The sequence below is a fragment of the Vibrio sp. 1167 genome (assembly GCF_033340375.1).
In the GTDB taxonomy this organism is placed as follows: Bacteria; Pseudomonadota; Gammaproteobacteria; order Enterobacterales; family Vibrionaceae; genus Vibrio; species Vibrio alginolyticus.
Genome location: NZ_JAWOWK010000002.1, coordinates 158,257 through 183,488 on the forward strand (window position 1 = coordinate 158,257; position 25,232 = coordinate 183,488).

A 25,232-nucleotide genomic window follows, 5' to 3' on the forward strand; every position below is an offset into this window, starting at 1 on the left:
GATGAAGCGGAGTTCTAACGTTAAACGTTCTTCCATGGACAAAAGCTTAAAGCTTGGGAAAATTCTTCCCTTTGCTGCCTTTGGTGGTATTTTCTTCTTTGCTACGTACGAGTCAAAAACAGAAGGGTACATTTTTTCTGATGCTGATGAGTGTAAATCTAACTCGCCTGAGTTTAGTGAACAGTGTGACATTGCATACCAAGAAGCTTTAGCTCGTGCCGAACAAAATGCCCCTCGCTACCGCAGCGAGTTCGAATGCGAGAATGATTTCTACGAGGATGATTGTTACTACAGTTCCAGTTCCCGAGCTTATGTACCTAACTTTGGCGGTTTTTTTTACAGTCGCTCATTAAGCGGGTTGAAAGGTTATAACAAGAGCTATTACTCAGAGCCGATGTACCGTTATAAATCCAAATTCTATAATGGAGCAGGACAATTCTTTGGCTCCTACCGAAATCAGCCGACCAAAGTTGCGACGAATAGCCTTAATAAACGTGGTGGCGGCACCATTGGCAGGGCGATGTCTCGAGGCGGGTTTGGTAAAGCGGTGTCGGTCAGTCGAGGCGGTTAAAAAGCACTATGTTTCGACGAGAAATACAAGAGCGCGAAAACTGGCGTGAATTAGCACGCCAGTTTGGTTTTGGTTTCCATACCATGTATGACCAACCGTATTGGGATGAGAGTGCTTACTATCAATTCACGCTGGAGCAAATTGAGCGCGATATAGAAGCGCCCACTGAAGAGCTGCATCAGATGTGCCTGGCTATTGTGGATGAAGTCGTTCGGAGTGAGCGGTTGCTGACGCAATGTGCGATCCCTGAATCTATGTGGGAGCAGGTCGCTTCTTCATGGAGACGAAGCGAACCTTCGCTTTATTCGCGGCTGGATTTCGCGTACAACGGGACCTCGCCAGCAAAATTACTGGAAAACAATGCGGATACGCCAACCAGCTTGTTTGAAACTGGCTTTTGGCAGTGGGTGTGGCTAGAAGATGTTGTAAATAAAGGTCGAGTTCACCAGGGCGCGGATCAATTCAATATTCTTCAAGACTTTTTGATCGAGCGCTTTGCCGAAATAGCAAAATACCAACCAGGACAAACACTTCACTTTAGCTGCTGCAAGTACACTGAAGAAGATAAAGGGACTGTCCAGTATTTAGAGGATTGCGCGCGAGAGGCAGGGTTAGCAACGGCATTCGTGCATGTCGAAGATATTGGAGTGACGGAAGATGGTCTGTTTGTGGATGCTGACGACAGAGCGATTCGCTGGATGTTTAAGCTTTACCCTTGGGAGTTTATGTTTGAAGAGGAATATACGAAGTACTTAGCGACTGCGAACGTAAACTGGTTAGAACCGATGTGGAAGTCGATTCTATCCAATAAAGCACTTTTACCGTTATTGTGGGAGCGCTTTCCTAATCACCCGAACCTCTTGCCCGCTTATTTTGCTAACGATTCAAAAGCGAACACTATGAGAGATTATGTCATCAAGCCACTATTTTCTCGAGAGGGCGCGAACATCGAGATCGTCATCGATGGAAAACGTTTTGTTAAAACGTCAGGGCCTTATGAATCTAAATTTAATATCGTCCAACAATACCATCCACTACCTAAGTTTGGGCAAAACCATACGTTAATTGGCAGTTGGTTGGTCAATGATAGAGCTGCCGGTATTTCGATTAGGGAAGACAGTAGCTTAGTGACTCAAGATATGGCGCGGTATATTCCACATGTAATTTTAACATGATCAAAAAAGCTCTCCATTTGGAGAGCTTTTTGTCTATTCAGCCGTTCAATCTTGATGGTCGACAGCGTTGCGTCTATTGTTCTTCAGCTAATGCAACACCGCGCTGGGTAAGACCACATAACATCACTGGCATTGCATTGAAGATCTCTTCAAACTGCTCTAAGCCTTCCATACCTTGTTCGGCCAATGTTTCAATGGTTGTTTCTGGGTCGTAAAGCATAGTAAGAGAAAGTAAAACACCACCGAGTAGGGCATTATCTTCGCTATCCTCAGGCATCAACGTTTCCCAGTCATCACGCGCAAGTTGCCAGCCTTGTAATACACCTTCACAGAAATCGCGAGCCTGACTTGTTACAATGTCTTGCTCATCTAGCGCGCACCCTGCAGGCCACTGCCAAGTGCCTTCTAGGAGAGCGGGACGAGTTTGGTTCCACATTTGTACAATCTCGTCAATGTATTGCTCTAGTTGCTCACCGTCAGTAAATGGCGCTGTTTCTTCTCCACCCCATAAGAATGGCAACCACTCTTGAGGCATTAATACGTTTGGCGCTGCAGCCATCGCTGTTACAAAGCCTTGAGTTTTTGCTAGGTTTAGTAGTTTACCGTCAAGTTCTGGGAGAGAAAGGATGTCTTGTAGTTTCAAAATAGAATACCATTTGTTAATGGGCTGGTTGATTGCGCTCATCTTACCAATCAATTAGTGATAAATCGATATTAGGGAATGATTCACACATCTATGGAAATTCGCTCATCACTTAGAAAAAAAAGCATTCTCGCCCTAACACTTTACCTGTGCTTCTTTATCGCCACTATCGGTTCTGTCGCCTATTTGGTTGTTGAGCCACCGGTTAGACAAAAGCTAGAGCAAAACCTAGAGTTACGTACCCAACTCCTGGCTCTTGAGATAAAAGAGCCCCTCCTCAGTTCTACAGGTGTATTGAGCAGCTTAGTAGGGCTAGCCCAAGGGACTGAAAATATTCAATCTCTCAACACAATAATTCCACATATTCTTCAATTGAGTGACAAGATGCTTGTTAGCGGTGGCGTATGGCCTAAACCCGAACTCAAAGCAGAACAATGGAGATATAAAAGTCTATTCTTCAATAAAAACAGTGATAGTGGTATTGACCAAATTCACTCCTACAATAACCCCGAATCTGGCGGTTATGATAATGAACCCTGGTATGTCGCTGCCGCCGATGCTCCGGTAGGTTCTGTTAGTTGGTCTACGGTTTACATCGATACCTTTACTCAGGTCCAGATGATTACCGCGTCTTCTCCGTACTACCAAAACGGTCGATTCGCTGGAGTTGTAACGGTAGACCTATCACTAGATGCACTTTTTCAGTTTATTCGAGAGCACACGAACCAGCATTCTTTGGGGGTAGTGGTTCGCGATGCTGACTCAAACGTGATTATTGAACACAACTTTCAACTGACGGACGAAATTTATGTCAGCGAGCTTGATTTCGGAGAGTTCGATTGGCGCATGGAAGTTGTCAACGCAAAAGCTAAAGTCGCCGATCAAGTGTTTGAACAAGTGATGAGCGTTGAGGGGAGGATCATTCCATTTTTGCTCTTGTGTGTCTTGGTCGGTTACTACTTACTGAATCGCTATATTGTTGAACCAATTGTTCGCATTGCCGCTAAGATTGATGACTCGAAAACTGGTGGGATCATAGATATTGACTACGATAGCGATGACGAAATCGGACAGCTTATCGAGAAGTTCAATGAAAAGACGATCTATTTAGAGCAGGAAAGAATAAAAGCTCAGGCTTCGACAAACGCTAAAACGGCATTCTTAGCCACATTGTCCCACGAGATTCGCACACCAATGAACGGTGTACTAGGAACTGCCCAGATACTGTTAAAAACACCACTTACCGATGAGCAACGTAAGCACCTGAGAACACTTTATGATTCAGGTGATCACATGATGACATTACTCAATGAGATTTTAGATTACTCAAAAATTGAACAAGGGCATGTTGAGTTTGAAAATAAGCCTTTCCCAATTGAGTCGATTATCGGCAGTATCAAGAGTGTTTATCAAACTCTATGTGCAGAAAAAGGTCTTCGCTTTAGAGTCGTCTCGCATTTACCAACGGGTCGTTGGTACAACAATGACAAAGCCCGTTTGCGTCAAGTACTGTTCAATCTACTCAATAACGCTGTTAAGTTCACCGATCGTGGCATCGTAGAGGTAGAGCTAGCCGAGAAATCGAGTAAGGCAGGCACCAAGCTGATACTAAAGGTAAAAGATACAGGAATTGGTATTTCAAAAGAGGCACAAAAACGCATTTTTCGTCCTTTTGAGCAAGCGGAGTCATCAACGACTAGACGGTTTGGTGGAACAGGGCTTGGTTTAGCAATAGTCAAAGAAATCGCGGAACATATGGGTGGGCAAGTGGTTGTAGAGAGTCAGGAGGACGCTGGAACGACTTTTACTGTCGAAATTGCCCTTACACCTTGCAAGCCAGGTAAAGTAGAGTCAATCAATACACATAAATTGAACTGTAAAGGGTTGAAAGCACTCATTGTTGAAGACAACCGAACAAATGCGATCATTATGGAAACTTTCCTCCGAGCCAAGGGCTTTGAGTGCACAAGTGTCGAAAATGGTCAGCTTGCAGTCGATGAGGTTGCGATCAAACCATTTGATTTGATACTGATGGATAATCATATGCCTGTTCTAGATGGCGTTGGGGCCATATCAGCCATTCGAGCAATGAGTTCACCTGCTAAGTCGGTACTGATTTTTGGCTGTACAGCGGATGTGTTCAAAGAAACACAAGAGCGTATGATTAATGTAGGAGCAGATCACATAATAGCGAAACCAATAGTGGAGTCTGAATTAAATGATGCACTGTATCTTCATGCGACACAGTTATATCAGTACCAATCGGACTTTGATGGAAATGCAGCAGATAGCTTTAATGCTGAAAAGTGGTTACTCAACTTCTATGTCGCTCTAGATAATGGACATCTTAATGAAGCACTTGAGGCTATTTCAGCGATCATTGCGGAGGCTCCCCTTGAACTCAGTGGCGACGTTTCTTCAGTCGCCGAACGGATAAGAAGTAACTTAAAGCGTCAGCAATCCCCAGACCAAGATGATATCGATACATTAACGATTTTGCTGGCCTCACCATAATTTAATCAATATGGCGCAACTGTGAATTGTTCTTACTATTCATACGTCATCCAGCTTCGTGACAAACTCTTCTAACCCGCAATGAACAGGCTTGCAGTTTTACTTTTACGAGTAAAACAGCAAGACCTTCTACTGTGATTATATCGGTAATACTCTGAATTTTCGCAGCTTGGTAGCATAAGCTATAGGAGTGACTGTTTTCGGTCCGAGTTTTGTTCTAACTTTACGTCAAAATAATTATCGTAACCCCTTTTTATGTAAGTGAAATCCGTGTTTTTGTACCATTTTTACGTGATTTTAGGCGTTTTTACTCGCCATTGGTGAAAAAAACTACTTTTACTTTAAAAGTTGGTTATAAATTTACAACTTAATTTTAAATACAGAACCATAAGCTAGTTTTTGTGTGTTCTAATTGCATCATTAGCTGGCTTGATGTCTTTTTAGTGGTTAATAGTTTTATTATTTTTATTAATTGCAGTGTTTGATTTTAAGGGTTTTGTAAATGAAGTCTCGTGGACCATTTTGTATTCGTCACGCCGCAGCGGATACCTTTGCTATGGTTGTTTTTTGCTTTATCACAGGGATGATTGTCGAGATTTTGATTTCAGGGATGACATTTGAGCAATCTCTAGCATCGCGTACGCTATCGATTCCAGTGAATATCGCTATTGCTTGGCCGTATGGGGTTTTTCGTGATTGGGTGCTGCATCAAGGTAGTAAGGTGTCACCGTCTTCCTTTATGAAAAACATCTCCGATCTGGTCGCTTATGTACTATTTCAATCTCCAGTTTATGCGGGTATCTTATTCGCAGTTGGCGCGTCTACAGATCAAATTGTGACCGCAGTGGCAAGTAACGCTGTTATTTCTTGTGGCATGGGTGTGTTGTATGGGTACTTCTTGGATATGTGCCGCCGTTGGTTCCGTGTTCCCGGTTATTCTCAAAGCATGTAAATGCCCCAGTTTTGCTCAATTTAGTTACTTAGTGAGCAATCGATTCGAAAAGGGCGCTTTTTTTTATGTTTAGCCTTGACCATCAGGCACATAATCATTAAATTAGCGCCTCGTTAGCCAATGATGCTAACCAAAATTTGATTCGGTGAGTTGTCCGAGTGGCTGAAGGAGCACGCCTGGAAAGTGTGTATACGGCAACGTATCGAGAGTTCGAATCTCTCACTCACCGCCACATTCTATAAGCCCTTGTAGTGTAAGAACTTCTTATAATACAGGGGTTTGGTGTTTTAATGTAAGCTGCCTACTGGTACAAAGAGTAGGTACAATGTCGAACATCATGGCAAGTCCTTATAAGCATCCCCAAACTGGTGTTTACTACTTTAGAATGGCTGTCCCAAAAAAGCTGGTTCCTATAATCGGTAAGACAGTCTTCAAGAAATCTCTTCAAACGAAAAAGCTTTCTGAAGCAAAGCAGCGCTTTCCTCAGCATCTTGATGATGCGCTCAAGCAAATCGACTTCGCTAATTTAAAGCTATCTAATTCATCTGATATTGAGCTTAATGTCCGTGATTGCGCGATCATTGCCGAGCGTTGGTATCTACGTGTCAAAGATGAGGTTGATGGTAATGGTAACTATGATTGCTATCTTCGGTATGAATGGTATGGCGTTGAGGGCGATAAGCGTCTCCACGTATTCGGCTTGTCTGACACATTTGAGTTTAGTGGTCTAGATGCATCAAAAGCTACGGAAGTAGAATACCAAGAGCTTTTGGAAGGCTTGAAAGATTTCATTGAAGAACAGCTAAAAATAGAAGGTTTAGTTGTATGTGAGACAAGCGCTTCATATAGACGTTTGGTTTACGCTTTTTACGATTACGCCCGTCGAGTTGAGTCTCTCTGTTTGGCTCGTCACAAGCGAGACTTTGGGTATGAGCCAGTGACCACTCCAATCGCTAGTGAGTCCCTTTCAGTACTTAAGCCTGATAAGATACCGTCTAGGGCTTTGAAACCATCTCAGAACTCCATTTCGAGCCTATTGAAGCGTTACCTTGAGTCTGCATCTATTAATGGCAAAGCTTCTCAATCCTTGGCAGAGGTTGAGTCTCAGATAGAGCGTCTTATAGAGATAATAGGGGATCTAGACGTTGCTGATGTAACGAGAGGTCATATCTCAAAATACAAAGATACCCTGTTACAATTGCCTAAGTCTAAAGCCAAAGAGATTAGAAACAAATCAGTACCTGAGCAGCTTGAGCTTGTTAAAACAAAAGGGCTTGAAACAATCGCTCCTTCAACCGTTAAGACTATTCTCAGAAAGACTTCTCCTGTATTTGGCTATGCTGTTGAGCTTGGTTTGATAGACGTCAACCCATACAAAGGCGTAACACTTCCTAAAGTACAGAATAAGTCTGCGGTAGCGGAAGCTAAAGGGTTTACTCCTAGCGAGATCAATCAGTTATTTAAGCTAGATATATTCACTGATGTTACTGCTAGTAAGCCTTATGGCATGGCTTGTTATTGGGTGCCTCTTCTATGCAGATATACGGGGTCTCGGATTGAAGAAATGGTTCAACTTAGAAGTTCAGATATACAACGATCAGACGAAGGTATTCACTTTATTTATGTTCGTGAGGGTGAAGAGCAGAACGTAAAAAACGTTAAGTCAGTTCGACAAGTGCCGATTCATGATCATCTCATTGATTTGGGTTTTTTGGGTTATGTGGCGTCCTGTGGAGAGTTTCTATTCCCTGAGCACAAGCCAAACAAACACGGTAAAAGGTCTGGTGCTATTGGTAAGTGGTGGAGTAAACAGGTCAAGAGGTTAGGCATAACCAAGCAGCCATCACACTCGTTTAGGCACTCTTTGAGAACAGCTTTGCGTGGTCTAGGAGTAGTTGATTCTGTTAGTGATGCTATCACTGGTCACGCTCCGGCTAATATCGGAGCAACATACGGTACGGTTGATATGAAGGCTAAGAAGAAAGCAATAGACTGTTTGCCTAGGTTGGCTGTCCCACGTCTTTGGTAGTTTTTCGTTAATGTCTTTACACTGTTGTGTACACCTAAAGTCTCCCCACTGTACACACGTGTACACCTTGGCTTGAATTAGCCCGTAGGCCTTGTGGTATAAGGCTTACGAGCTCACAATGTCATTTCTATAACTCGTAGTTTTCTGTTACGTTAGGGGCTTTATTTCCACTATTTTTATCTTGAATACTTCCTTCGATAGTCCCAGCTTTTTCCAACCACTTACTCCGTTGAGATATCGAGATACCTAGTTGAGAGCCCCTAGTGAACTTCCTTAAGCCTTCCCTGAAGATATCCTCTCCAAAGAACTCAACGAGGCGGCTGATGCTCTTTGAGACGTCTTTAATTTGCTTTTGCTCCCACTGCTCATCATCTTTGTCAGGCACATACTCCTTACCCTTAAAAGCATCTGAGAGTCGTCTAATCTTCGGGAAACCCTTAGAGTCCCAACAGCTTTGGGGTAGGTAATAACGTGACTCCAAGCCAAACTTGAGGCTTTCAACAAAGCTCTCTAAGTCGTTCATCTCGATGTCATTCCCTAATGCTTCTTTGCAAGCTTTTAAGCCGTTAGCGATGTGTCCAGCCTGACCACGGCTACACCCAACAAGCTCCTCTATTTGAGAGACGCTTAGGTCAAACTCTCGGTTAACAATTAGCTTGCGAAACTTAGCTTGCGTTGCTTCATCTTTAGTAACTCCAACCCCATGTGCTTGGTTGACATCTTGGGCTGCTGAGAATGCCTCAGCGTAGGTACGGTTTTCTATGATCAACGAGTTAATCATCAATTCAGCATCGGGGTTTTCTTCAAGGTACTTCAAACAAGCTCCAGTGCGGTGGAAACCATCCACTACGTAATACTTGTCATCAATCACAAAAACAGTGATAGGTTGCCTTATCGGCTGTCCATTACGAAGGTCTTCAAGAATCTCCTTGCTTTGGCTCTCTTGCTTAATCTCTTGCGCTGAACGTTCTCGTTTGTCTTTTATGAGTTCAACGTCACGGGCTTGCATCGCGGGATCGAGTATGAGAGTTCGAGGGTCTAAATACGCAAATCTGCTATCTGCCATGAATTGATTCATAGTGTGTTATGTACCTGTAGGTCTATGATTAATTATTAATGTTTCTCTTTTTGGTTTGACTGGAACCCTAGGAGGGGGGAGGGTTCGGGGTAATACATATCGAATACGATTGCGGCGTACCGTTACGCACACACAAAACGGGATTTATAAAACTTCATTTTTTTGGTAATTACGGTGTACTAAGTCTTTGCTAAGGCTCTTTGGACTGTGGATAAGGAGACTCCTATTTCGGAGGCAATCTTTCTCAAGGAAAAACCTTGTGAACGTAGCTCAGCGATACGCTGGTGGTTAGTTGTGTTAGTTGGTCTACCTTTATATTTCCCTGCTGCTTTAGCTTTCTCAATGCCTTCCTGACGTCTTTCCTGAATCATTGCTAACTCGAATTGAGCTACAGCTCCTAGCATGTTCAGCATAAGCTCAGACATATGATCACTTCCACCAGCATTAAAGCTTAGGTTTTCCTTGTGGAATCTCACACTAACACCTTGGCTAGTCCAGTCGTTTATTAGTTGCTTCAAATCAACCAAATTACGAGCTAGGCGGTCGATGCTATGAACGTGGATTGTATCCCCTTCTCGAACGTAGTCTTTAAGAGCTTCTAATGCTGGTCGTTTAGTTGAGCCACCACTGCATTTATCTGTAAAGCTCTTATCAAAGGTGATAGCAGAATCTGTAAGTTGACGGTCTGTATTTTGGTCTGTGGTCGAAACACGTAGATAAGCTATGTGTGCCATTAGGTGTACCCGTTTAACTCTAAGATGTTAGAGATTTTATTGTGGTCACAATTCAAATTCAACCCTATTGGGTACTGTTTGATCAAGGTTTGACCGTAGTCGTTTGGGTATACCTAACGCACACATATGTCAGTGTGGCATATTCTCAATTTCTAGTGACTAAGCTCTTTGTAATCCATAAGGATGGCATTTTTTTGCTTTCACTCCACTTCCACAGAGGCAAGGCTTGTTCCGTTGGTTTCCTTTTAACTTAGACTTAGGTTGTACTGGAAGTGCATCGGATGGTTGGATACGGTTGGAGTTGTCTATTACAGGCATCTCTTCTATGGAACGCAATAGAGTCTCTATTTGCTCTTCTAACTCCAAAACTCTCCTGTCTGACTCACGCTGAGTCTGTTCTGCTTCAAATTTACGCTTATCCAATTCGTACTGTTTTTGTTGAATAGAAACTGCGTTTGCTTGCGTATCATTAGATTCTTTAGCCAAGTCATTAGCCTCTGATTGTTCTACGTAGCTAGCAATAGTAAAAACAAGGGTTAGTACTAAAAGTAAAGTTTCTACTACTTTTTTAAGATCTTTCTCTGGTAGGGACTTAATGTAGTTTTTGAATTTAGCAAATCTTGGATCTACTTCACTCAATGCATCCGCTAACTCGTTAGCAGTAATCTCATCGTTAGCAGCTTCATATACATGCTCTTGGAACTCTCGGAGACGTACAACATTGTTTATGTTGCGTATCTCGTTCACCATCTCTCGTAACTGAAAGTTACCTTGTGAGTCGATGTCCCAATCTTGTTGTATTGCCCAAGAGCCACAGCGTTCACATGGAACTCGCGTTCCTCGAACATGAATATCTCTTGAGTTACCGCTTACGAAGATAGGATTACGACTTAAGAAAGTGTGTCCACAGCTGGGCTTTGTACATTTAGTTACCAAGAGGTCAGCTGCTTGGTTTTGTTCTGCGTGTGCTCGCATCGCATGTTCTCTTTTAAAAGAATGAATCTGTATATACTGCCACTTTAGAGATAACTGCTCAACTTCTTGCATACAGGGTTTTGTGGGGTATCACACTCACTAAGTATGCTCACTAAAGAGTACAAAAAAGTGGTACAAAGACGATAGATGTTGTATTGTTAAGTTGTTGATTTTAATTGCTTTAAACTTGGTAGCTTGCAATCGAGAGTTCGAATCTCTCACTCACCGCCACATTCTAAAAGGTCTGATTTATCAGGCCTTTTTTCATATCTGCACTAAAGTAATGCGTCATTGAAAGTACACAAGAGTGCTCAAGGTGCAAGCGCCATTCTATCTACAAGCCAACTGTTCATATCTCACCTCGATACAACGCCAAAATTGAAGAAGCTATACAGAGGCAGCCATAATCTGATTGGTGCGGGTTAGCCTATCCGCTTTAATCTAGAATTTAGCAGCCATATCACATGAGGTATGAATACGGCCACAAGAATGAACGTAGTGCTACTAGATGCTAAGCAAAACAGCCATGAACACGAATACAACAGCAATCATACCAAAGAGATCTGTGTTTGGATTGAGGTCATCTGGGTTAAATTTTTCAATGCTTTGCGTCGTTTTGCATCTTATCTTCATGTTCTTGTCCTTATTTCATGTACTATTTCAACAGCAACATAACATGCAATTGAGTGTTCACAAGTCATAAAAAGCATAAGTATACTTGCACCTCATTGAGCGCAAAAAACACTCAAAGCGTTTTAAAGTGGCGGTCTACCTTTTGTAACATCAAATATTCTTTCTGTTTTTGTGCCTGTATCGCTATAGTTGAGAAACGGTTATCTCGTTCTAGTTAGGAACAAACTACTGGCTGCCGTTACATTCTCAAGCGTTTCCACTCAGTCGCCTTGGGTAGATACTTTAGTCGTGAGTACTGCAAAAAAACGCCGCATGAGCAGCGGCGCTTTGTTGAGGAATTACCTTCCTACTTGTAGCTAAGTTCTGTCGCTTTGCCTTTGAAGATCCGGTATACCACAAAGGTGTAAAGCAATATCACCGGCATAACAATCATCACACCGTAGCCCACGATTATTAACGTCGCAGGCGAGGAGGCCGCTTCTTGTGCGGTCATTAATCCCGGCACAACTTCTGGGAAGAAGCTATACGCAAGCCCGAGAAAGCTCAACGCGAAAATGACAGTGACACCAAAGAAAGGCCAGCGCACACCCAGATCATTCACCATTGGAACCTGACGCAAATAGCGATCAACTAGGAAGATGGTTGCCAATACAATTAACGGAACTGGGGCAAGCAACAAGATTTCTGGGAAGCTGAACCAACGCAAGGCAACTTGTTGATTTACAATTGGGTTTACAACGCTAACCACCAAGATTCCTAAGGCCGCTAACCAACCAGCACGGCGAGACCAACGGGCCGAGCGTATTTGCAAATCACCTTCCGTTTTTAGTACTAACCATGCGCCACCGATGTAAACGTACGCCGCCGCTACACAAAGTGCGCTTAACCAAGCAAAGCCAAATGCTTCGGTTGATTGTTCAAATCCCATGATGTAACGACCCACCATGTAACCCTGAGTTAGTGCGGTGATTAGCGAGCCAATTCTGAAGCACCAATCCCAATGAGGTTTATGATCCGAGTTCGCTTTGGCTCGGAAATCGAACGCCACGCCACGCATTATCAGTGCGATAAGCATTATGGCGGTCGGCATATAGAGCTCCGTTAAAATCAAACTGTGAGCGGTAGGAAAGGCAATCAACAAAATACCAACGGCTAACACCAACCACGTTTCGTTCGCGTCCCAGAAAGGGCCGATAGACGCTATCATTCGGTCACGTTGCGCTTCATTATCACTCGGTAAAAGGATACCGACGCCAAGATCGTAGCCGTCGAGCACGGCATACATAAAGACCGAGAAGCCAAGCAGCAGAAGATAAATTTCTGGTAGATAGTCGAGCATGATTAGGCCTCTTGTTGTGTCAGTGGGACTTCATGGGCTGCAACGTCTTTGCGCGCCAAATAGAATAGGGTATGGATGTACGCAACCAGCAATGCAGCATAAATGGCTAAGTACATAATGAGCGAAGTCATCACGCTACTGCTCGCAACCGTGGTGACGGCTTCGGATGTTCGCAATACACCGCTGACCAACCAAGGTTGTCGACCAATCTCAGTAACATACCAACCCGCCAGTGTGGCTATCCAACCAGAGAACGTCATGGCTAATACCGTGTACAGGTAAGGTTTAGGTAGCGCTTTTTTACGTGCTAGCTTCACCGCGCCATACCAGCTAACAAGCAACATAAGGACACCAACACCAACCATCACGCGGAAACCAAAGAACAAGGGCTTCACTGGCGGGTGGTCAGGTGCAAACTCGTTAAGTCCTTGGATTTCCCCATCTAAGTCATGCGTAAGAATCAAACTCGCCAGCTTTGGGATGCCCACTTCAAAATCATTGCTGCGAGTTTCTTCATTTGGCATCGCAAACAGAAGAAGAGGCGCGCCTTGCTCGGTCTCCCACACGCCTTCCATCGCTGCGATTTTTGCAGGTTGATGTTCAAGCGTGTTTAACCCGTGAAGGTCACCGACAAAGATTTGAATTGGGATGAATCCAGCCGCCGCGAACAGCGCGACTTTTAGGCCAAGTTTGGCTGAGCGGTGATCTGGCTTTTTCATTATTTGATAAGCTGAGATACCCGCAATCAAGAAGCTGGCAGTCAGCGCCGATGCTAATAGCGTGTGCAGAAGACGGTAAGGTAAAGAAGGATTGAAAATAACTTCCTTCCAACTGGTTACATGTACAATTCCGTCAATCACTTCATAGCCACTTGGTGTGTGCATCCAGCTGTTAAGCACTAGAATCCAAAACGCGGACATACTTGTCCCAACAGCAACCAGAACGGTGGCGAGAGTATGAACCCATTCCGGCACTCGTCCTCGTCCAAAAAGCATCACGCCAAGGAAGGTGGCTTCCATAAAGAAGGCGGTCATCACTTCGTATCCGAGCAATGGTCCTGCTACGTTACCGACTCGTTCCATAAAGCCTGGCCAGTTGGTACCAAACTGGAAACTCATCGTAATGCCGGATACTACACCTAAGGCGAAAGTAAGAGCGAATATCTTGACCCAGAAGTAATAAACATCGAGCCATACGGGGGCTTGGGTGCGGTTATATCGCCACTTGAAAAACACCAACATCCATGCCAACGCGATGGTGATGGTCGGGAAGAGAATGTGAAAGCTGATATTGGCCGCGAACTGGATCCGCGACAGCATGAGGGTATCTAACATCTTGGTTCCTCAAAAACGTGCCATACTAAAAATCGTGTCTATCTGTAATTTAGTTACGAAAAGTCGGGCAGTTTGGATTCATGTATCGAGAAATACAGGTGATTCTGTTTTCTTCTAACCATGATTTATATCAACTAAGGGAAAGAAAGGAGTGTAGGAAATTGTCTCAAAATGCCACTAATAGTCGCGAGAAGTAAGTAAAAGAAAGCAAATGTAACTGAAGGAGCATGGATTAAGATTAGTTCGAATTATCCTTATGATGGTTTCGATAATCCTGAAATAAAATTACAAAAACAATATTTTTAGTAAGGAAAATTGCCTTGCCTTCACTTTGAACCTCCATACTATTTATACACTAGTCATGTCGAGATCATCTCAAACACAGCAAACTTACTGGCAGTTAAGGTGGGAAACTTTAGCTAATTGATAAACTTAAAATTGCACTGCTAATGACATATGCATCATAAGTTCGTTAGCACTCGACCAGAAGTGCGATAGGCTACATTTTTATACTAGCGAACGATTTGGCGCTAGGTAATTCGGCTTTCACTAGATCAACAAGTCGACTGCGGACCATTTTCGATTTCTGATGAGTTTCAATCCAAACTGACACTTACGTTTCAGCAAGTGTGCTAGTGTCTTTCTTATTATTTATTAAATAATTAATAGATGCCGATATGGTAAAGAGAGTTGTGGACAGCTATCTCGAGCAGTAGACTGGCGCTAGCCAGAGAGTCTGACTTTGAGGGGGGCATTCTACATGAATTTTGGATTCTGCCACCGCAAAGCTGATATTGAATTTGATGGAGATGGATAATGAATGACAGTTGGGCTAATTTCTTTCCTTACTTTGCTGGAGCTTTTAAGCTTATTGTATTAGGGATAGGAGCCTACTTAGCCATTAAATGGCATTTTGACGAAGAGCGAAGGGTAAGAGAAGCGGAAGGTGTGGTGTTTGATAACCCAAGTCTCATGAAAAAGTTTGCGAAGACGCTAACTCTGCCATTCCTTTTGTGTCTTCTCGTTCTTCTTGTTATATATGCTACCAACTGGTTCCTGTATTGACGGCTTTATTGTTTGTTGTAGTAAAGCTGAATGCTGCCGCCTCTGAGAGTCGAGCCGTAGTTGAAGTTAACGCCTATGCCGAAATTGTCCAACCAATCAAAGGGCTTTGGTGCATAAAATAGCCATCCTATAGAAGCTTCGTAGTAATGCGGACTTCCCAGTTCATCGCTTAAATCATGCGAAAGGTCGACTCTTTTAATCCCGGTAAATAAAGCCTGCTCACCGTGATAAATATTGTAGTAACCGGTGATTTCATTAGATAGGTACCAACCTTTAGGGTTGCCTATATTGCCGTTATTTGCGCTTCCCCAGCTGTGCCCAATGAATGAATTCAATGTCGAACTGGCATGCCATTTCCCCCAAATTGTGGGAGACGTGTATTTGGCTTTAATGGATGGTTGAACTATTGCCGCCCATGCTGAAACGTTAACGGCACGGCCGTCTAGGATTCTTCCAATGATGGATGAAAGTTTATTATCGGTAGAGAATGAGTTTTTATAACGCATAAGGTGAGTCGTCGTTCTGGTGCTAAGGGTGACGTTTTCACTTGCTTTGTATAGATACCCATAACCAATCGATGCACCGTATGTCCTTTCCTTGAGAAGATCCTTACTTGTGCCGAATAGTTTGAGATCATTCTCTGTTTGTATCGTAAATGCCTTAAACGACAGCTCATGTAAGTCCTCGCTGCCCTCTATGTCAAAGTTAGTCGTGTAAGGGAGAACATATACGGATTTGCTTCGACGTTCATTGATTGACTCGTCAGTCCCGAACTCTGGGTTGGCGGTATCAAATAATGCATTCGGATCAAAGTCGCCAATACCAAACGCAATTGCGTCAGTGTCGGACAGCAAAACCGCGATAGAAAAACGTTGTTGGAGAAGGTTGCTAATTTCCTTATCTAGTGGATCCGCTTGAGCTGTGTTAGGAAGAGAGAGTAGGAGAGCGAGCGAAACGACTCGCCACTCCACTGAGGCGAAGTTGGGTTGGAACATTTTGGCTCTTTCAAATGGTTCATGCATGGAGTTTTTGGACGTACCGGTACGCTAACATTAGTTTAATCGTTGAATGGTCGGTGTAACTTTGAGAAATCTATGTTTTCTCATATTGATATGAAAAAGTTCCTTAAACGAGTTTAGCTTCAATGTGTATGCTGCACCAGATTTGTTTAGCAACATCATTCTTTTCTGAAGATGTAGCAAGACTTTGTGACTAGGTTGCATTATTTTCTTTAATGCGTCTCTTGAGAGGAAAATAGCAAACTTTTTTATTGCCTTGGCGCTCAAGAAAATCTGAATCGTTCACTGTGCTACTGGTTAACTTCGAAAACTTGTAAGCATCCTGTCTGCCAACATCACGACTAACATCATCAAGGAGTACCCTTAAATACGTCAGATAAACAATGGTTTTTTTGAGCTTTAGAAGAAATGTTCGGACCTTTGCATATTCCGCGGTGGTGCTCAATCCAAGAACTGTGTTTTGTATGTGTTCTCAGTAAATCATTGAGTCGATCTATTCTTCAAAATGTGGTCCCTTTTAATTCACTTTCTGTTACATATTTTTCGTTTTGAAAGAGCATTTTAATTTGCATCTTTTGAAAAGATCTCTTTGTTAAATTTTGTATAAAATCAACTAATTGTTGAAATTAGAACCCTTGTCAAAAAGTCATTAGATTTCATGTTGAATAGCCTCTTTTACCTAATAGTATACTCTATTTGTTTGATATAATTTCCGGCAGTTTGTATACCATAAATAAAGAGAGTCTATTCATGTTCCAGAACTTAACGATCAAGCAGAAGATAGTGATTCCGCTGTCATTGATTATTGGATTGTTTATTGTGAGCTCTGTATTAAACGTTATGACAAGTTGGAAGCAATCTGAATTGAGTGAGACACTCAACGAACAGATCGTGCCGAACTTATTAACGATTGAGGATGCTTACCGCGATCTTTACCAAGCTACATCTGCAATCCAAGGTGTTGCTCTTTCTGATACTCAAACCGATATTGATCACCACATCGGTGAATACAAAGACAACGCATACAAAGCGCTGCCGCGTATGGAACAAATGATTGAGCTATCGCAAGCCGGTGTGACGCCTTCTACACATGGTAATGAAGTTCGAACGCTTGTCTCTTTGGGTGAAAAATGGTTAGCAAGTTATGAGGCGATGCTACGTTTACCTCAATCTCAATGGCGTGGTTACTACAATGAGCACAAACATACCTTTGAAGACCAATTTATCGAGGTTAGAGCGCAGCTTAACGTTGTAAAAGATGCAATAGAAGAAAAGCAAAGCCAATTGAAGGACGAAATATCAGCGGCTGCAACAAGAGCAGAACTCATTCTTGAAGCGGGCATTGTGATTGTTATTCTGGCCGCTATTGCGATGGCGTTTTTGTTGTTGCAAACGGTTGTGAAGCCTATCAATGATATTAAAAATGCGATGACAGAAATTGCGTCCGGTGAAGGTGATCTAAGTCAGCGAATCGATGTAAAAACACAAGACGAAATTGGCAATTTAGCAGACGCATTTAACCAGTTTGTGTCCAAAATTCAAGTGACAGTCGCTCAGGTAATTGAAAGCTCAAATACCCTACGTAACGAAATGGCAAATCTTAGCTCGTTGACCAAGACCATCGCGAACTCGACCGTTTCTCAGCAAAAAGATAGTGAGGCGGTAGCGGCGGCAGTGCACGAAATGCAAGTCACCAGCAGAAATGTAAGCGATAGCGCTAACGAAGCCGCGGTTGCGAGCCAAACAGCGAATGATGAACTTACCAATACCAATGTTATTTTGGATCAAACGGTTAGCTCAATTCGCAGCCTCGCAAGTGAAATCGAAAGCGCAAGCCACGTCATTAACACATTGGATCATGATGTGAGTAACATTGCGTCCGTACTGGATGTAATTCGTGGTATTGCCGAGCAAACAAACTTATTAGCGCTTAACGCAGCCATTGAAGCGGCTCGCGCTGGAGAGCAAGGGCGAGGCTTTGCTGTGGTAGCGGACGAGGTTCGTTCTTTAGCCAGTCGTACGCAACAGAGTACGGGAGAAATCCAAACCATGATTGAAAAGCTACAATCTGGTGCAGGACAAGCTGTAGAAGTGATGCGCGGTAGCCAAAATAGCAGTGATGAAACGATCAAGTCCGCTGGCCGAGCGAGTGAATCCCTTTCTGAAATCTTGAACGCGATTTCACGTATGAACGAGATGAATACACACATTGCAACGGCTGCGAGCCAGCAAAGTACAGTAAGTGACGAAGTAAATAGCAACGTACAAGGCATTGCAGACAGTAGCACTTCAATTGTGGAAATCGTAAACCAAGCGCAAGCTTCTTTAGCCATGTTGTCAGAGCAAACTCAACGTTTAGATCATCAGGTCAGTCAGTTCAAAGTATAAGCTGAGAACAGCAATCTCACTGACGAAATAACCCGCTTCTTAGCGGGTTATTTTTTAGATAAGTGGCGAACCTGACTTGTGAAATTTCGACTATATTTACATTCCTTTCTCACTTTAGTTCGTATACCAGAGTGGGCAAATAACCCTAGACAGCGGTAACAAACTCTGTACAGCGTGATGATGCTTTTATCATCACTTTTGCTGCTTTTTAACCATTGCAATTGCACACAGGAAAATGTGATTTCCAACCCAAAATCTTCAAATTTGAGAACTTCATAACACCTTTACCATAAACGTTTTTCGTAAGCGTATAGAACTGTAAATTTTGTTGTATGTACAACACTGGGTATTTATCATCCTAATTAATTTGTTCTGGATATACATCCATTAGTCATTATTAAGTCATTCTAGAAGCTTTTAATAAGGAATCTTGAAGGCTTGTCGGTAGATAAGAGAGAAAAATTCATGAGACGTAAAACCACGCTATCTCTGCTGATTGCGTCGAGCCTTTTTGTGGTTGGATGTCAACCTAGCGAAGAAGGATCGAGCCAAGGTGGGGGGCCTGCGCCCGCAACCGAAGTAGAAGTGTTAACAGTGCAGCCAACGCGCCAAGCATTGACAGTAGAGTTGCCGGGTCGTAGCCGAGCATTCAAAGAAGCAGAAGTTCGTCCGCAAGTCACTGGCATTATTTCGGAGCGAAATTTTGTTGAAGGTGGCCTTGTTGAACAAGGACAGTCGCTATATCAAATTGATGATTCATCATTTCAGGCGGATTTTCTGAGCGCTGAAGCGGAATTAATCCGTGCGCAAGCTGCGGCAGAGTCGACCTATGCCACGGTGAAGCGTTACAGAACCTTGATCACCAAAAAATCCATCAGCCAACAAGACTTGGATGAAGCAGAAGCGGCATACAAAGAAGCGAAAGCGCAGGTCCTAGTCGCAAAAGCCAAGATCAACACAGCAAAAATCAACTTAGATTATACGCAAGTCAAAGCTCCGATTAGCGGGGTGATCGGTAAATCGAGTGTGACAGCGGGTGCGTTGGTTACGGCTAACCAAGCTGCCAAATTAGCGACCATTCAGCAGCTTGACCCTATCAATGTTGATATTGTGCAATCATCCGCGCAACTGCTGCGTTTGAAAGCATCACTCTCCCAAGGCCATATGCAAGAAGATGACTCTGCGCAAGTTACATTGATGCTTGAAGATGGCAGCACTTACGAACACAAAGGCACAATGAAATTTACTGAGGTCAATGTGAACGAAAGTACGGGCAGCGTGACGCTTCGTGCCGAATTCCCAAACCCTGACGGTTTGTTGCTACCTGGAATGTTTGTTCGTGCGACGGTCATTACTGGTGTCGACCCTGATGCGATTCTAATACCACAAAATACGGTATCTCGTGATGCGACAGGTAAAGCGACAGTGATGACGGTTAATGGCGAGAACAAAGTGGAAGCGAAACCAGTGAAGACTGCCGAAGCGATCAATAGCCAATGGCGCATTATTGATGGTTTGAACGTGGGTGATAAAGTCATTACCGCCGGTTTACAAAAGGTAGGGCCAGGCAGTTCGGTAACTATCCAAAACGGTGAACAGGAGTAATCATGGCACGATTTTTTATCGATCGTCCGGTATTTGCTTGGGTTCTCGCGATTCTAACGATGTTGGCGGGGGTAATGTCATTATTCAATTTACCCGTCTCGCAATACCCAACGATTTCACCGACGACGATCACCATCAGTGCTCGCTATCCAGGTGCATCAGCAAAAACCGTTGAAGACTCGGTAACGCAGGTTATCGAGCAAAACATGACAGGATTAGATTACCTTCGCTACCTATCATCGAGCAGTGATGCATTTGGTAATGCGACAATTACCCTGACGTTTGATAGCGAAGCTGATCCTGATATCGCGCAAGTACAGGTGCAGAACAAACTGCAATTGGCATTGACTTCATTGCCGATGGAGGTACAAAACCAAGGTATTGTCGTCAATAAATCCAATACGGCATTTCTCATGGTTGTCGCAGTTTATTCTGAAGATCCTGACTTTACAGAAAACGATATCGGCGACTTTGTTGTAACGAATATTCAAGACCCGATAAGTCGTGTAACTGGCGTAGGACAAGTGCAGGCGTTTGGTGCGCAGTATGCGATGCGAGTTTGGCTGGATCCATTTAAGCTTACGCAGTTCAACTTGACCGCAATCGATGTAGCGAACGCGATCAGTGAACAGAACGCGCAAGTTTCTTCAGGTCAACTTGGTGCAGCACCTGCGCAGGAAGGCCAGTTGTTGAATGCAACGATTTCGTCTGCAAGTCGTTTGAGCAGTGTGGAAGAGTTCCAAGACATCATTCTTAAGTCTGACGCCAGTGGTTCTAATGTTTATTTGAAAGATGTTGCTCGTGTTGAACGTGGTGCAGAAAGTTATGATATTCGAGGCCAATATAATGGCTTCCCAGCATCGGGTTTAGGTATTTCATTAGGTACTGGCGCAAACGCGCTTGAGACAGCCAATGCGGTAAAAGAGCGCTTAGAACAACTGAGTGCAACGTTCCCAGAAGGGTTGCAGATTGCTTACCCATTTGAAACAACGCCATTCGTCAAAGCCTCGATTCAAGAAGTGGTTAAAACGCTATTAGAAGCCATTCTTCTTGTGTTCTTAATCATGTACCTGTTCTTGCAGAACTTCCGTGCGACGATCATTCCAACGATCGCAGTGCCTGTCGTATTGCTCGGAACCTTCGCTATTTTGTACGCGACTGGATTTAGTGTAAACACGTTAACCATGTTCGCGATGGTTCTGGCTATCGGTTTGCTGGTGGATGATGCCATCGTTGTGGTAGAAAACGTCGAGCGTGTGATGCATGAAGATGGTTTAGAGCCCAAAGAAGCGACCAAAAAATCGATGGGACAGATTACTGGTGCCCTGATTGGTGTCGGTTTGACGCTTTCAGCGGTATTCGTCCCTATGGCGTTTATGTCTGGTTCTACCGGGGTTATTTACCGTCAGTTTTCGATAACTATTGTGGCGGCTATGACGCTTTCCGTTTTGGTTGCGATAATTCTGACTCCAGCATTGTGTGCTACGTTGCTGAAAAAAGGCGATGCTGAGCTTCTAGAGAAGAAAGGCTTCTTTGGCTGGTTTAACCGCAAGTTTGATGCGATGACAGCAGGCTATGAAACCGGCGTTGCCAAACTTCTAAAACGCACAGGTCGCATGTTGGTTGTATTTTTGGCAATGAGTGCAGGTGCTGGCTGGTTATTTATGAACCTTCCAACGTCATTTTTGCCAGATGAAGACCAAGGCACAGTATTCTCAATGGCTATTTTGCCGCCTAACTCAACACAAGAACAGACGGAAAAAACACTTGAGAAAATGCGTGACTTTTACCTAGTAGACGAAAAAGACAATGTAAAATCTGTCTTCTCCGTTGCGGGCTTTAGTTTCGCAGGTCAAGGCCAAAACATGGGGATGGCATTTATCGGCCTGAAAGATTGGTCTGAGCGTGAAGCGCCTGGCGCCGATGCCGCTTCCATTACGGGCCGAGCGATGGGGTACTTCTCTACCATTAAAGAAGCTTTGGTGTTTGCGTTCGCCCCTCCAGCGATTCAAGAGCTTGGTAACTCGACAGGTTTCGATTTCTATCTCCAAGACTCGTTGAATAAAGGGCACGATGCATTAGTTGCGGCTCAAGGGCAACTTCTGGGCATGGCAGCACAAAACCCGAAACTTGTCGGTGTTCGTCCAAACGGTCAGGCAGATGCGCCAATGTACAAAGTGAACATTGACCACGTCAAACTTCGTGCTTTGGATGTCAGTATCAATGACGTAAACCAAATCCTGTCAGCTGCATGGGGCGGGGCTTACATTAACGATTATATTGACCGCGGTCGTGTGAAGAAAGTGATGGTGCAAAGTGATGCGGAATACCGCATGCAGCCAAAAGACTTCGATTCATGGTACGTACGCAACGCTAAAGGAGAGATGGTGCCTTTCTCTGCTTTTGCGAGTGGCGAGTGGACCTATGGTTCTCCTCTTTTGCAGCGCTTTGATGGTTTGCCAGCAATGAATATTCAAGGCGGTGCAGCTCCTGGTGTAAGTACTGGTGAAGCCATGGAAGAAATTGAAGCAATGGTAGAAAAGCTACCAGAAGGTTTCACGGTGAACTGGAATGGTATTTCGTATGAAGAGCGCCTTTCCGGAAACCAAGCGCCGATGCTATATGCGCTATCTATCCTCGTCGTATTCTTAGTTCTTGCCGCTTTGTATGAAAGTTGGTCAGTACCTTTCGCCGTGGTGTTAGTTGTTCCTCTAGGTGTGCTTGGTGCTGTGCTTGCGGTAATGACGCGCAGTATGGATAACGATGTGTTCTTCCAGGTGAGTTTATTAACGACGGTCGGCTTGGCAACTAAAAACGCGATTCTGATTGTTGAGTTTGCGAAAGATTACTACGAGAAAGGCGCTGGCCTTATCGAAGCAACCCTGCATGCCGTTCGTGTTCGTCTGCGCCCAATTATCATGACATCGCTTGCTTTTGGTTTGGGTGTGGTACCACTTGCTATCAGTTCAGGTGTGGGATCGGCAGGTCAAAACGCAGTAGGTACCGGCGTACTTGGTGGCATGATCAGTGCCACGATATTGGGTATATTCTTCGTCCCAATCTTCTTTGTAGTGGTTGAGCGATTGTTTGATCGACGTGCGAGAAAAGAGTCGGAGGCAGAGTTGTCTGAGACCAGCACTAAACCCAGTCAGCAAAGCGAGTAGGACTTGGTTGTTTTAACTGAGTTATACTAGTGATAATAAACACGATTAAAGGGCGCTTCGGCGCTCTTTATTTTATGTTTTCACTTGGTGGTTACCGTCTATGACGCGAGCCTGAAAGACGGCGTGTTGTGTTCAGTATCAGCACAGCCTTTTCGGCCGAATGAAAGCCTAAAGAAGAAAAACGACGATGAAAGATCAGAAAATTTCCCCAATTTCCGTTTTGGATCAAAGTCCTATGTTTGTTTGTGGTGTGATGCAGCGCATGTACCGCAATCGTGCCCAAGCTGAGCTCTCTCGGCAAAATTTGATGACACTAGAAATGGCAAGTGCACTGGCCGCTTTAGAAGAATTTCAGCCTATGAGCCAGCAAGCGTTAGCTGATGCGGTTCGAACTGAGCGAAGTGTAGCAAAGCGGATGGTGGACAATCTGGAAAAGAGAGGGTTTGTTCAAGTTTCTAAAAGTAAATCGAATCAGCGCCTTAAAATGCTAAGCATGACAAAAGAGGGGGCAAATGCTTTAAAGCAAGTTCATCAAATCATGACGAATTTACAGAAAGAGTTTTTTTCTTGTTTGTCGGAATCTGAAGCGAGTGAATTTTTTCGTCTGGTAAGAAAGCTCACTTTTGCGAATCACGACCAGTAACTTACATCAATGCCGTCTAGCGTCTTTATTTTATCGCTGGCCAATTATATTAAGTTGTAGAACTTAAGAAATAGGATGCCCAACGTACAGGTCACTGTAGAAAGCACCGTAGTGAGTGCGATGATATTTGCGGCTAATGTGGCATTGCCTCCCATGGAACGCGCCATGACATAGCTGGCAGCAGCGACTGGAGAGGCGTTCATAAAGAAAAGAATACCTAGCTCAATTCCTCGAAATCCTACTAAGTAAGCCCCCATGGTGATGATGACCGGTGCTACGATGAGCTTGTAACTGCTCGCAAACCAAGATGGACCTTTCTCTTTTCTCATCAAGCTAAAGTCAAGTGAGCCACCCGTACACAACAGCGCCAAAGGCAAAGTCATTTTGGACAAGTAGTCTCCTGCGTCAATAACCACATTCGGTACTGGAATAGCGAGTAAATAAAAAGCCATTCCTAGAACAATGGAGATTATGAGCGGATTCCTAGTCAGTGTTCGGCCCATCATCTTTGCTGCTTGCGAGGCAGACGTTGCCCCCTTGGGCGATAAGCAAATTACCGCTTGGACGTTATAAATAAATGTGGTGACCGCGACATAGAGCGCTGCTAGCGCCACACCTTGAGAACCATACGCATTGGCAACGTAAGCGATACCAATAATACCTGTATTTGCTCGGAACCCACCTTGGATGAGAACGCCTTGGTCAGGCGATGCTTTGAACAGAAGTTTGACGGAAAGGTAGGTGAAAATGAAAAACGAAATACTAGCGATGACGCCGAAATTGACGAATCCACTTGCAGCGGAAAAGTCGTGTTCTGAAGCCACAATGCTGACAAATAACATTGCAGGCAAGGTAACTTGAAACACCAGTTTAGAGCCTACTTCGATAAAGTTATCGTTGATTAGACCAAAGCGCTTAAAAAGAACGCCAAGTACCAACATCAAACAGATAGGTCCGGTTATCGACAAAGAGAATTGCAACTGATGTAAAACAGCTTCCATGTAAGTATCCGCAGCAAAAGAAAAAAGTGTTCCTGTTGCCTATTAAGCCACAAACCCGGAGGGTAGGACAGTAACGTGATGAAATTTTCTTCTGTTGTAGGTTCCGGAGTCATTTACACTCCAAGTTATGGACGAGGTCCCAATTTAACAAAGCGGTACTGGTCCTACGTGCGATATGTTGGTTAACTCGTTGTCGTGATGCATCCACATGCGTATTAGATGTGAGGGCTGGTCATCGTAGTTATGGATAGGAGTTCATCAATGAAAAGGAAACACAACAAAACTGTACTGTGTGCGTTTGTCTCTGGTTCGGTATTTGGTGCGGTTTTGGTCATTGCGATGTCTTTACCAATGTAATCCTCTTAATTGG

19 protein-coding genes and 1 tRNA gene are annotated in these 25,232 nt (G+C 43.8%); 11 read left to right on the forward strand and 9 right to left on the reverse strand.

Annotation, left to right across the window (positions count from 1 at the left end):
- The first annotated feature begins 1 nt into the window (after position 1).
- Together R7Z78_RS04100 and R7Z78_RS04105 are read left to right on the forward strand one after the other, a co-directional pair.
- On the forward strand, positions 2-571 hold the full coding sequence (locus R7Z78_RS04100) for a DUF1190 domain-containing protein (RefSeq protein ID WP_025766906.1): 570 nt from the start codon (positions 2-4) through the stop codon (positions 569-571).
- Positions 572-579: 8 nt separating this feature from the next.
- Positions 580-1,746, forward strand: a complete 1,167-nt coding sequence (locus R7Z78_RS04105; RefSeq protein WP_104975998.1) for a glutathionylspermidine synthase family protein — start codon at positions 580-582, stop codon at positions 1,744-1,746.
- Between the two features lie 73 nt (positions 1,747-1,819).
- Here the strand turns inward: R7Z78_RS04105 and R7Z78_RS04110 are convergent, their stop codons facing one another.
- Positions 1,820-2,431, reverse strand: a complete 612-nt coding sequence (locus tag R7Z78_RS04110; RefSeq protein WP_005378278.1) for a YecA family protein — start codon at positions 2,429-2,431, stop codon at positions 1,820-1,822.
- 51 nt (positions 2,432-2,482) lie between these two features.
- Here R7Z78_RS04110 and R7Z78_RS04115 point away from each other — a divergent pair, with 51 nt between their 5' ends.
- From R7Z78_RS04115 to R7Z78_RS04130, 4 genes are all read left to right on the forward strand, one after another.
- Positions 2,483-4,903, forward strand: a complete 2,421-nt coding sequence (locus R7Z78_RS04115; protein WP_047100819.1) for a hybrid sensor histidine kinase/response regulator — start codon at positions 2,483-2,485, stop codon at positions 4,901-4,903.
- A gap of 502 nt (positions 4,904-5,405) precedes the next feature.
- Positions 5,406-5,855: an L-alanine exporter AlaE gene (locus R7Z78_RS04120; protein ID WP_005378276.1), complete on the forward strand. Its 450-nt coding sequence runs from the start codon at positions 5,406-5,408 to the stop codon at positions 5,853-5,855.
- A gap of 144 nt (positions 5,856-5,999) precedes the next feature.
- Positions 6,000-6,087, forward strand: a tRNA-Ser gene (locus R7Z78_RS04125).
- 93 nt (positions 6,088-6,180) lie between these two features.
- The gene (locus R7Z78_RS04130; protein WP_169644474.1) at positions 6,181-7,884 is read left to right on the forward strand and encodes a DUF6538 domain-containing protein; all 1,704 of its coding nucleotides are present in this window, start codon (positions 6,181-6,183) and stop codon (positions 7,882-7,884) included.
- Between the two features lie 127 nt (positions 7,885-8,011).
- Here the strand turns inward: R7Z78_RS04130 and R7Z78_RS04135 are convergent, their stop codons facing one another.
- From R7Z78_RS04135 to R7Z78_RS04160, 6 genes are all read right to left on the reverse strand, one after another.
- Positions 8,012-8,950: a hypothetical protein gene (locus tag R7Z78_RS04135; RefSeq protein WP_257975388.1), complete on the reverse strand. Its 939-nt coding sequence runs from the start codon at positions 8,948-8,950 to the stop codon at positions 8,012-8,014.
- 191 nt (positions 8,951-9,141) lie between these two features.
- A complete protein-coding gene (locus tag R7Z78_RS04140; protein WP_140184647.1) occupies positions 9,142-9,696 on the reverse strand; it encodes a recombinase family protein in 555 nt (184 codons plus the stop codon).
- A gap of 159 nt (positions 9,697-9,855) precedes the next feature.
- Positions 9,856-10,671: a YecA family protein gene (locus R7Z78_RS04145; RefSeq protein ID WP_258484312.1), complete on the reverse strand. Its 816-nt coding sequence runs from the start codon at positions 10,669-10,671 to the stop codon at positions 9,856-9,858.
- Between the two features lie 504 nt (positions 10,672-11,175).
- Positions 11,176-11,304 (reverse strand): hypothetical protein, encoded by a 129-nt coding sequence (locus R7Z78_RS04150; RefSeq protein WP_017635045.1) that lies wholly within the window; start codon positions 11,302-11,304, stop codon positions 11,176-11,178.
- Positions 11,305-11,650: 346 nt separating this feature from the next.
- Positions 11,651-12,643 (reverse strand): cytochrome d ubiquinol oxidase subunit II, encoded by a 993-nt coding sequence (locus R7Z78_RS04155; RefSeq protein ID WP_053307466.1) that lies wholly within the window; start codon positions 12,641-12,643, stop codon positions 11,651-11,653.
- Positions 12,644-12,645: 2 nt separating this feature from the next.
- The gene (locus R7Z78_RS04160; RefSeq protein WP_005388402.1) at positions 12,646-13,977 is read right to left on the reverse strand and encodes a cytochrome ubiquinol oxidase subunit I; all 1,332 of its coding nucleotides are present in this window, start codon (positions 13,975-13,977) and stop codon (positions 12,646-12,648) included.
- Positions 13,978-14,793: 816 nt separating this feature from the next.
- Here R7Z78_RS04160 and R7Z78_RS04165 point away from each other — a divergent pair.
- Entirely contained in the window at positions 14,794-15,042 is a 249-nt protein-coding gene (locus R7Z78_RS04165; protein WP_005378271.1) for a hypothetical protein, read from the forward strand.
- Positions 15,043-15,047: 5 nt separating this feature from the next.
- On the opposite strand, the gene R7Z78_RS04170 is transcribed toward R7Z78_RS04165, so the two are convergent.
- Positions 15,048-16,037: a Solitary outer membrane autotransporter beta-barrel domain gene (locus tag R7Z78_RS04170; RefSeq protein ID WP_017820055.1), complete on the reverse strand. Its 990-nt coding sequence runs from the start codon at positions 16,035-16,037 to the stop codon at positions 15,048-15,050.
- 774 nt (positions 16,038-16,811) lie between these two features.
- Here R7Z78_RS04170 and R7Z78_RS04175 point away from each other — a divergent pair.
- The 4 genes from R7Z78_RS04175 to R7Z78_RS04190 all read left to right on the forward strand — a co-directional run bounded on the left by R7Z78_RS04175 (position 16,812) and on the right by R7Z78_RS04190 (position 23,861).
- Positions 16,812-18,449, forward strand: a complete 1,638-nt coding sequence (locus R7Z78_RS04175; RefSeq protein ID WP_005378266.1) for a methyl-accepting chemotaxis protein — start codon at positions 16,812-16,814, stop codon at positions 18,447-18,449.
- A 465-nt stretch (positions 18,450-18,914) separates the two neighbouring features.
- On the forward strand, positions 18,915-20,054 hold the full coding sequence (locus tag R7Z78_RS04180) for an efflux RND transporter periplasmic adaptor subunit (protein ID WP_005378265.1): 1,140 nt from the start codon (positions 18,915-18,917) through the stop codon (positions 20,052-20,054).
- A 2-nt stretch (positions 20,055-20,056) separates the two neighbouring features.
- Positions 20,057-23,218, forward strand: a complete 3,162-nt coding sequence (locus R7Z78_RS04185; protein WP_054577971.1) for an efflux RND transporter permease subunit — start codon at positions 20,057-20,059, stop codon at positions 23,216-23,218.
- 187 nt (positions 23,219-23,405) lie between these two features.
- Complete coding sequence (locus R7Z78_RS04190) at positions 23,406-23,861, forward strand: MarR family winged helix-turn-helix transcriptional regulator (protein ID WP_017635039.1); 456 nt, start codon at positions 23,406-23,408, stop codon at positions 23,859-23,861.
- A gap of 44 nt (positions 23,862-23,905) precedes the next feature.
- Here the strand turns inward: R7Z78_RS04190 and R7Z78_RS04195 are convergent, their stop codons facing one another.
- The gene (locus R7Z78_RS04195) at positions 23,906-24,862 is read right to left on the reverse strand and encodes an AEC family transporter (RefSeq protein ID WP_005388415.1); all 957 of its coding nucleotides are present in this window, start codon (positions 24,860-24,862) and stop codon (positions 23,906-23,908) included.
- Positions 24,863-25,232: the final 370 nt, after the last annotated feature.